The organism is Nostoc linckia z4 (assembly GCF_002608075.1).
GTDB lineage: Bacteria > Cyanobacteriota > Cyanobacteriia > Cyanobacteriales > Nostocaceae > Nostoc > Nostoc linckia.
On the sequence record NZ_LAHA01000121.1, the window covers coordinates 1 to 7,137 of the forward strand.

Genomic DNA, 7,137 nt, shown 5'->3' on the forward strand with positions numbered 1-7,137 from the left:
GATCGCTACCTGAAAAACTGGGTTTGTGATTGAATTTACCTTTAGAACAAAAACCAAGTATCAACAAGCGTTTGCCAATGTGGCGTACTTTCTTCTTTTTTTTGCGCGGAAGGTTTTTTTTCTTCTTTGCCTTTTTCTTTTTTAGGGCTTTCGATCGCTACCTGAAAAACTGGGTTTGTGATTGAATTTACCTTTAGAACAAAAACCAAGTATCAACAAGCGTTTGCCAATGTGGCGTACTTTCTTCTTTTTTTTGCGCGGAAGGTTTTTTTTCTTCTTTGCCTTTTTCTTTTTTAGGGCTTTCAGGTTTTTTTTCTTGCCCAAATACGTTAGTATTTGGAATATTACTTAATACTGTGTTATTACTTAATATAGTATTATCTATAAGTATAGTGTTTGGGTCAGTAACTGGGTCAGAAATTGACCCGGTTTCGGGTTTTTCTTGTAAAACTGGGTCAGTTTGCGGGTCAGAAATTGACCCAGTTCCTGATACGGTTTTTTTAACTGGGCTACTTACTGGGTCAGTAACTGGGTCAGAAATTGACCCGGTTCGCAATAGAAAATATCTTGTTTGACCTTCTGTGTTACGTGACTTTATGTCAGGAGTTTCGCATTTAATCATACCATATGATTCAAGGCGTTTCTTTGATTCTCTTATCGTAGTCTTAGAAAATCCTAATCTTACCGATAAATATCTATCACTATGCCCTATGGGCATCTTCCTTAATTCCTCGAAAGATTTAAGCAGGAACATGTACAAAACAGAATCAGTAGCACATATTTGTAGCTCTAAAGAAGTAACCCAATATTGATCCCAAAGCTGCTTAAAGGTCATAAAATAAAAAAGCCACACCCGGCAAGATGTGGCTATGGCTATTAAACCATATTATTACTTGTGTTTGCCGCCGCAAGTAATAATGAACAATCAAAGATAAAAATACTTTTCGGAAATGTCAAGGGTTAATTTTTTTTCTTCTTTCCGTTTATGATAATATTCATCCAGTTTATCTGAATCGTATTTACTCGTAAACCCTATCTCTTCCATTGCCTGGTCTGTTAAAGGTACAGCAATTGTTGAATGCCCATTGTTGTAATAACCAGGATCTGATTCTACTTGCTCTTTGCTATATTTCCCTGCTGCAAACGGGCTATAGGTATAGCCAGCATTATTATCCCTCCAAAACATAGGTGATTTACCATTGCCGTGTTTTACTGAAACTATTATGTATATCATGTGTTTTTGTTTTTATTTGTTAAAAATTAATCTTGGGTATCATCATCCATGAAACGATCCCATTCGTTTGTTTCAATTTGTGGTGTCATTTGCTTTTAGTCGTTAAGTTTGAAAATGTGCCACACTAGCGCGCCGTCCTGTACAGTTGAAACATAATCATGTTTGCTCATGTCATCAGGCAAATCCCATCCTGTTCCATAAACTCTGAATTTTATATTCATGTTATCGCTACGAATGTCACATAACGCCCAAAGTATTATGAAACCATTTTGAACCTGTACGGAAAGTATTTTATGATTGTGTGGCATTGAAATAACTTCTGATACATTGAACTTTAATATTTTATTCATGCTGTTTGTTTTAGTCTTTTTGTGAATGGATTGAAGCCTTTTAAATACAGTTCTATTTCGTCAATGTGCTGGTCATATTCTTTTTCAGTTGCGCGCCTGTTCTCTACCAATTTAATTGAATGAACTATTGTTGTGTGGTCAAAACCTCCGTAATGATCGCCTATTAGTTTTAGTGTACTATATCTAACATACTTCTTTGCTAAATACATACATACTTGTCTTGGTGCTACAATATCTGCCTTTCGTGTTTTTATAAACAGTTTATCCACACTAACGTTAAACAATTCACACACCTTTTCCTCTATTACATCATAGGTTACTACACCGCATGGCTTTTCAATAAGACCAGGGAAAGCATACGGATTAATCATAGTTCAGATTTATAACGCCATTGAAAACCGTACATTTCGCCTGTAGATCGTATCCGCTTACTTAACGTGTCAGGATTGGCATTTATGCTTACTGCTGCATCCCGTATGCTCTTATGCTCGGCTATTATTTTACCGTCTTTAAGTTGCTCGACTACTTTACTCCCTGGTACTTTGGATGGTCTGTTTCTCTTTTTGGGCTGTCTTACAAAATAGTTTGTTTCTCTGTAGCAGGAAAATGTTTTGTCTACGTCAAAATATTCGCTCATGGTTTGTCTACTATTAAAACTGAATGATTATTGATTGTTTCGCCTGTAACTATTAGCGGTTTGCGTTCCAGCTTTTCTAGCATATCTACTACGATGTCTTTTGCCATTTCCAGCTTTCGGATAAGCATGTTTTGATATTCAGTATTTGCTGGCACTTGTATTATTGCCAATCGGTGCGAATGCTCAACAGTTCGCGGGTCGTAGGAAATAAAAACGGCATGAGTCCTTTTTGTAGCCAATAGGTTGAACTGCAATTGTGCGTAATATTCCTCTTTGTTATCCTTTAGCCATTGGGCGGGGTTTTCATCCAGCGAACCAATCAGAAATTTAATGTGATTCGCTGAATTGAACGGACATTTTGCCTCAATGGTAGCATCCTCTCCCTGTAAGCCATCAGGGCTGCCACCCGAATAAGCATTATAAGGGAAATATTGAGGGTCTGCACCGCCGAAGTATTGCACCTTATTGCCCGTTACATGCTCATAGGTAAGGATTGCATCATTTTCGTTTGCGTTACCCCATTGGAGTTGTTTCAGGTCGGGCAATTCGACAATTTCACCCGTTATTATTTCGGCGACCTTGCTGTGTATATAGGTCATTGCCGTATCGCCAAATTCTACGCCCTTCTTTTTGCCCTCTTTGGTTAGTTTCCATATATCCGAAGCCGTGAATTTACCGAGGCGTTTTTTGAGCCATTCTGTGCGTAATTCAAACATGTCCATGTCTTAACCTATTTAGCAGTAAAACCTTCTTTTGCTGATTTTGATGCATCGGATTTGTCGGGCTGTTCTTTTACGAACAGATCGTGAAGGGTAGTTTCCCCGTTCTTCACAGCCGATACCATACCGCGCAATACGGAAAGTTTTTCAATGTCAATATCTTCTTTTTTGCGAAGCTCCAAAGCATCCAGTATTTGCTTTTCACTTATGCCGTTGTCAGTAAAGTATTTTACCGCCTTGTCTCTACGCGCTGTTAGTGTTTCAGCCGTACCCTTTGCCACTTCCTTTACACGCTCGTAAATGTCGCTTATCAAGGCAGCAGGAACGGCTTTAAAAACTGCATTCCTGAACGCTATAGCACACGCCGCATTTCCTGCTACTACCTGCATATCCTCATTGTATGTCTTGCCGTACTTATCGGTTATTCGGCGTTTCACCTCAACTGTTATACAGTTGTTGGTTTCAAGGTCATGGCATACACCCTGCGCGGTTATTGTTTTGCCGTCATTGGCTATTACCCTTGCGCCTGAACGGATATTACCATATGCAGCACACACTATTTCAGCCAATCTAACGCTCGGGCCTTCTATGTTTTTCCCTGAACGTGGTAGTGCATAGGTGCATGAGGCTGCAACATCTTCTGTTACTGTAGCCATGCTGGTTGCCTTATCCAGGAACATCTTTATGCTGCGCGGGAATGCCTTAGCGGTCGAAATCTGTATGTCAATCTCCGCCTTTGTTATTAAAGACAATGAGGCTTCCTGTACTTCTGTTATTACTTCTACCTGTTTATTTTGATCGCTCATGTTATTTTGTTTGTTGGGTTATTAAAGATTTACCTGTTAGTTGTTCTTAATTGCGCTCTATCTCAAACAGTTTTCCTGTTGTGAACATAGATTTATCAGCTTTGACTTTTTCAAGTTCCTCCTGTAGTTCTTCTGCATCCATTTCACGGATAATGGCATTGTATGATACTTGCATCGCTACAAATGTTTACGGTTAACGTTAAAGGTTCCATTGTATTCCGGGTTAAAGCACTCCATTGCTGCAAACAAATCAGGCATACCGCGCTCTTCCCTTATTTCGGGGTCGTTGTGTTCGTCAATGCTTGGCGTGTATTCGGCTACCCTGTTTTCTTTTACATTGATGATTTCAGCCAATATGTTATGAAAGTCAATGCTGTTTTTGTATTCCTGAACCCACCAGTAGGCATTGAGACACTTGTTGTCATGTACATACTTCATTACTTCGTCAACTGTTAGCGCCTTTTCTGTGTAATTAGGCTCTAGTTCTTCGGGCATGTTGTGCGTGTAGCACTGGCATGTGTAGATACCCTCATTGAGCGTGTAATCTTCTACGGCTAGTCTGTAGTTTGCGGCTTTCATGGCTGAATATTTAAGGCTTTGTGAATAATGGCAGTATAATGCTCCATAGCGTTGGCAACTCTGTTAAATGCGTCTTGAGCCGAAACATTATCCTTGTCATGGTTAAAGTTATTCCACATCCATTCAATAGTATCTTTTGCATCTTTCAGTGCTTCCAGCAATTCAGGTGCAGCGGCCATTATACAAGCGTTGTGGAACTTTTGCTCATGGGGCATTCTAATATAGCCTGATTCAGCGTCTGCTATTTTCCATTCGCCTGTTATTGTATTGTTGCCCAATTGGGTTTCTATTTTAGGAACAGACCATATTTTAAACCCTTTTCTTGTCCACGGGTACGGCGTTCCTTTGAAATCGTAATTCATATGTGGTTTTTTATTGGTTAATGTTTAAGGCTTTGCGAATGGCTTGTTGTTTAAAATCCCTTATGAAATCCTCACACGGCTTAAGAGATTCATGATAATATAGAGTTTTCCCATTTAATCCTACAACCTCCCAATCTTCCGTGTCAGTATTCAGAATAGTTTTAATTAATAGTGCTTCCAGCAGTTCAGGCGCACTGGCGATTAAATGCCTGTTTGCTTCCATTTCTTCACCTGTACCGTACACAACGCAGATGGTTGACATTTTAAGCGGGTCATTTGGGTATGTCTGTACGCTGTTTACGTGTCCTAATTCCCATTTTTCTTTTGTTCCTTTAAATTCGTAATTCATACATTTTGTTTTTATTATTTACGGTTTGCTTTTCTTGATGCATTTTGCATTCTGATACGCCTTTTGTTTCTTGGTATTTTAGTAGGTGGCTTATATTCTTTGTAGTCTATACAATCAGGTTCCCACATTCTTACGCTAGGGCGATTTTTGTATTCAAATTCCCATTCGCGGCTATAAAGATGGGTGTGACCATATATTTCTGCAATTGACGGTCCCATACATTTTGTTTTTAGTGGTTATAATCTGCCTCGGCTTGCTAAATGTCGAAGGTCTGATATTTTAGATGTTATCTTTTTGCCTCTGCCAGTTTGTAAATATGCTGTATTAGTACTATAATCTAGTTTCTTTAAAATCCAGACACATGCTTTGTTAGCCCATGCCAAATGATAGCTTTCTTCTATTTCTGGATTTTCTACAGGCTTAAAAACTTTTTTAGCTGTTTCAGGCTTTAACATAATATTTTTTTTAGTGATTATTTATTTGGGTTTTTCTTTGTTATCTTCTCATCATGTGCTAGGTGATGATCGACAAACTTAGTAAGGCTGCCGTATTTTTTTTCTACCTCTTTTAAGTGTGTGGGGTAGATACTTACACTCCTTTGCTGTTTGGTTTCTTTCTTTGTTGCTTTTGCCATTATTTACTTTTTAACCAGTTAATAAATTTTAAAAATATTCCTTATGGTCTCATGGGGAAACCATCATTGTGTTTATTTACTATTTCTATAAATTCATCCTCACTTCTAGCAGGTGCAGTAATGTCTCCGTATAAATCTCTATCTTTTTGATTTACATAGTAAGAATACATTATTTTATCCGATGGGACTTTGCCATTCCTTTGCTCCCATGACTGTATGCGCTGATCATTTGCTATTTTTATCTGTCCGTATAATTGTGTTTTTTTCATATAGATTATCGTTTTTTGTTACACAAAGATAAGTTGCCATAAACAAACAACCAAACATTTGAGCAATTATTTTTAAAATATTTTTTACCCAATAAAAAAAGGCAGGTAGAAACCCGCCCTTATTGAATTCTCAACCAATAATATTTATGAAAAATCCTTGTCGAAATCGTTAACCCTGTTAAGCCAACCTATGAGGAACTTATTTTGTGCTGGTTTATCCTTTACTATTTTCTTGTAAAAGCTGATACGCGCCATGCGTAAAGGCTCGTATAATGCCCCGTTGTAGTTGTTTATAGCGTGTAGGGTTTGATTGCCTAGTATCCCGTCTTGTGTAGTGCCTACAATGCGTTGTACGGCCTTTACTGCATGACCACCGCTGTTAACGTACCAATCGAACATAAAGGCGGCTATTTTATCATTACAAATCCCATCTGCTTTTATCGCATCCCAATAGTGCTTTTTGTAGAAGGATTTAACATCATCTTCTAAGTCCTGGTATATCTGCCATTGCTTTGGTTTGCGTTGGTCTATTATCTTCCAGCCTGCCCAGTTAGGGTTATGCTTTCGTGATATTCCCCTGTAAGTTTGAAGCCCGCCTAAGTCTACTTCATCTTCACCATATCCTCCCTCCCATTTTAGTATAAAGTCAATTGCTGCATCAAAATTAGCCATAGAAAAAGGCACGGGGGTTAATCCGCGCCTTGTAAAGATACAGAGGAATAAACTATTTTAAAAGATGGGAATGCTCGTATAGGTTGCCGATAACCTCGACTGTATTATCTAATGCCATATCATCCGCTCTGCCTTTATGCTCATTCTTGTACTGGAAATACCACCCAGTAGCATATATTCCTTGACCCCAATCTGTTGTATAAACGCAAAATTCGCCAAACATTACCACGCCTACATATGGAATGCCTGTAGGGTTGTGCATAGAAACAATATCACGTTCGTAGATTTCAACTCCGTTTTTATCATTTATTTCCGTGAATTGCATCACCCTATCTGTAATTTCCGGTACGCTGTTTTCTTTCCAATTGGCACGACCCAAACGGTCTATAAAATCAGGTGAAACCATTTCTTCGCCGTTCCATGCACGGAATTTAAGTTCTCTGTTCATACCCTTACTTTTTATCCTTTATGTAATGCCCCAATGCGTAAAAGTCCGCTTGGCTTTCTTTCAGTTCTGTAGCGTGTT

Annotated in this window: 15 protein-coding genes; all 15 read right to left on the bottom strand. The window is 38.6% G+C overall.

Annotated elements, in window-relative coordinates; genetic code table 11:
- Nucleotides 1-193 precede the first annotated feature (193 nt).
- Nucleotides 194-835: a hypothetical protein gene (locus VF06_RS41875; RefSeq protein ID WP_180267967.1), complete on the bottom strand. Its 642-nt coding sequence runs from the start codon at nt 833-835 to the stop codon at nt 194-196.
- Between the two features lie 90 nt (nt 836-925).
- Nucleotides 926-1,234 carry a hypothetical protein gene (locus VF06_RS38475; RefSeq protein ID WP_143861816.1) on the bottom strand — a complete coding sequence of 103 codons (309 nt, stop codon included), beginning with the start codon at nt 1,232-1,234 and terminating at the stop codon, nt 926-928.
- A gap of 95 nt (nt 1,235-1,329) precedes the next feature.
- Nucleotides 1,330-1,584 carry a DUF7352 domain-containing protein gene (locus VF06_RS43655; protein ID WP_099072745.1) on the bottom strand — a complete coding sequence of 85 codons (255 nt, stop codon included), beginning with the start codon at nt 1,582-1,584 and terminating at the stop codon, nt 1,330-1,332.
- Nucleotides 1,581-1,955, bottom strand: a complete 375-nt coding sequence (locus tag VF06_RS38485) for a helix-turn-helix domain-containing protein (RefSeq protein WP_099072744.1) — start codon at nt 1,953-1,955, stop codon at nt 1,581-1,583. The genes VF06_RS43655 and VF06_RS38485 overlap by 4 nt, the downstream gene beginning before the upstream one ends.
- Before the next feature lie 262 nt (nt 1,956-2,217).
- The gene (locus tag VF06_RS38495) at nt 2,218-2,937 is read right to left on the bottom strand and encodes a YqaJ viral recombinase family protein (protein ID WP_180267890.1); all 720 of its coding nucleotides are present in this window, start codon (nt 2,935-2,937) and stop codon (nt 2,218-2,220) included.
- Nucleotides 2,938-2,951: 14 nt separating this feature from the next.
- Nucleotides 2,952-3,746: a hypothetical protein gene (locus VF06_RS38500; RefSeq protein ID WP_099072741.1), complete on the bottom strand. Its 795-nt coding sequence runs from the start codon at nt 3,744-3,746 to the stop codon at nt 2,952-2,954.
- A 46-nt stretch (nt 3,747-3,792) separates the two neighbouring features.
- Nucleotides 3,793-3,921, bottom strand: a complete 129-nt coding sequence (locus VF06_RS43315; protein ID WP_257208165.1) for a hypothetical protein — start codon at nt 3,919-3,921, stop codon at nt 3,793-3,795.
- Between the two features lie 2 nt (nt 3,922-3,923).
- Nucleotides 3,924-4,325, bottom strand: a complete 402-nt coding sequence (locus tag VF06_RS38505; RefSeq protein ID WP_099072740.1) for a hypothetical protein — start codon at nt 4,323-4,325, stop codon at nt 3,924-3,926.
- Nucleotides 4,322-4,687 carry an XkdD/Y8K6 family phage-associated protein gene (locus tag VF06_RS38510; protein WP_099072739.1) on the bottom strand — a complete coding sequence of 122 codons (366 nt, stop codon included), beginning with the start codon at nt 4,685-4,687 and terminating at the stop codon, nt 4,322-4,324. Before VF06_RS38510 ends, VF06_RS38505 begins: the two co-directional genes overlap by 4 nt.
- Before the next feature lie 10 nt (nt 4,688-4,697).
- Nucleotides 4,698-5,036, bottom strand: coding sequence for an XkdD/Y8K6 family phage-associated protein (locus VF06_RS38515; protein ID WP_099072738.1), 339 nt, complete (start codon nt 5,034-5,036; stop codon nt 4,698-4,700).
- A gap of 236 nt (nt 5,037-5,272) precedes the next feature.
- A complete protein-coding gene (locus VF06_RS38520; protein ID WP_099072737.1) occupies nt 5,273-5,491 on the bottom strand; it encodes a hypothetical protein in 219 nt (72 codons plus the stop codon).
- A gap of 17 nt (nt 5,492-5,508) precedes the next feature.
- The gene (locus VF06_RS41880) at nt 5,509-5,670 is read right to left on the bottom strand and encodes a hypothetical protein (protein WP_180267840.1); all 162 of its coding nucleotides are present in this window, start codon (nt 5,668-5,670) and stop codon (nt 5,509-5,511) included.
- Nucleotides 5,671-5,711: 41 nt separating this feature from the next.
- Nucleotides 5,712-5,939 carry a hypothetical protein gene (locus tag VF06_RS38525; RefSeq protein ID WP_099072736.1) on the bottom strand — a complete coding sequence of 76 codons (228 nt, stop codon included), beginning with the start codon at nt 5,937-5,939 and terminating at the stop codon, nt 5,712-5,714.
- Between the two features lie 144 nt (nt 5,940-6,083).
- A complete protein-coding gene (locus VF06_RS38530; protein ID WP_099072735.1) occupies nt 6,084-6,611 on the bottom strand; it encodes a glycoside hydrolase family 108 protein in 528 nt (175 codons plus the stop codon).
- A 52-nt stretch (nt 6,612-6,663) separates the two neighbouring features.
- Nucleotides 6,664-7,059: a YopX family phage-derived protein gene (locus VF06_RS38535; protein ID WP_099072734.1), complete on the bottom strand. Its 396-nt coding sequence runs from the start codon at nt 7,057-7,059 to the stop codon at nt 6,664-6,666.
- Between the last annotated feature and the right edge of the window lie 78 nt (nt 7,060-7,137).

Excerpts from the sequence above, each read along its gene's own strand:
- VF06_RS41875 (WP_180267967.1), bottom strand. The coding sequence starts at position 835 with ATGACCTTTAAGCAGCTTTGGGATCAATATTGGGTTACTTCTTTAGAG.
- VF06_RS38475 (WP_143861816.1), bottom strand. The coding sequence starts at position 1,234 with ATGATATACATAATAGTTTCAGTAAAACACGGCAATGGTAAATCACCT.
- VF06_RS43655 (WP_099072745.1), bottom strand. The coding sequence starts at position 1,584 with ATGAATAAAATATTAAAGTTCAATGTATCAGAAGTTATTTCAATGCCA.
- VF06_RS38485 (WP_099072744.1), bottom strand. The coding sequence starts at position 1,955 with ATGATTAATCCGTATGCTTTCCCTGGTCTTATTGAAAAGCCATGCGGT.
- VF06_RS38495 (WP_180267890.1), bottom strand. The coding sequence starts at position 2,937 with ATGTTTGAATTACGCACAGAATGGCTCAAAAAACGCCTCGGTAAATTC.
- VF06_RS38500 (WP_099072741.1), bottom strand. The coding sequence starts at position 3,746 with ATGAGCGATCAAAATAAACAGGTAGAAGTAATAACAGAAGTACAGGAA.
- VF06_RS43315 (WP_257208165.1), bottom strand. The coding sequence starts at position 3,921 with ATGCAAGTATCATACAATGCCATTATCCGTGAAATGGATGCAGAAGAA.
- VF06_RS38505 (WP_099072740.1), bottom strand. The coding sequence starts at position 4,325 with ATGAAAGCCGCAAACTACAGACTAGCCGTAGAAGATTACACGCTCAAT.
- VF06_RS38510 (WP_099072739.1), bottom strand. The coding sequence starts at position 4,687 with ATGAATTACGATTTCAAAGGAACGCCGTACCCGTGGACAAGAAAAGGG.
- VF06_RS38515 (WP_099072738.1), bottom strand. The coding sequence starts at position 5,036 with ATGAATTACGAATTTAAAGGAACAAAAGAAAAATGGGAATTAGGACAC.
- VF06_RS38520 (WP_099072737.1), bottom strand. The coding sequence starts at position 5,491 with ATGTTAAAGCCTGAAACAGCTAAAAAAGTTTTTAAGCCTGTAGAAAAT.
- VF06_RS41880 (WP_180267840.1), bottom strand. The coding sequence starts at position 5,670 with ATGGCAAAAGCAACAAAGAAAGAAACCAAACAGCAAAGGAGTGTAAGT.
- VF06_RS38525 (WP_099072736.1), bottom strand. The coding sequence starts at position 5,939 with ATGAAAAAAACACAATTATACGGACAGATAAAAATAGCAAATGATCAG.
- VF06_RS38530 (WP_099072735.1), bottom strand. The coding sequence starts at position 6,611 with ATGGCTAATTTTGATGCAGCAATTGACTTTATACTAAAATGGGAGGGA.
- VF06_RS38535 (WP_099072734.1), bottom strand. The coding sequence starts at position 7,059 with ATGAACAGAGAACTTAAATTCCGTGCATGGAACGGCGAAGAAATGGTT.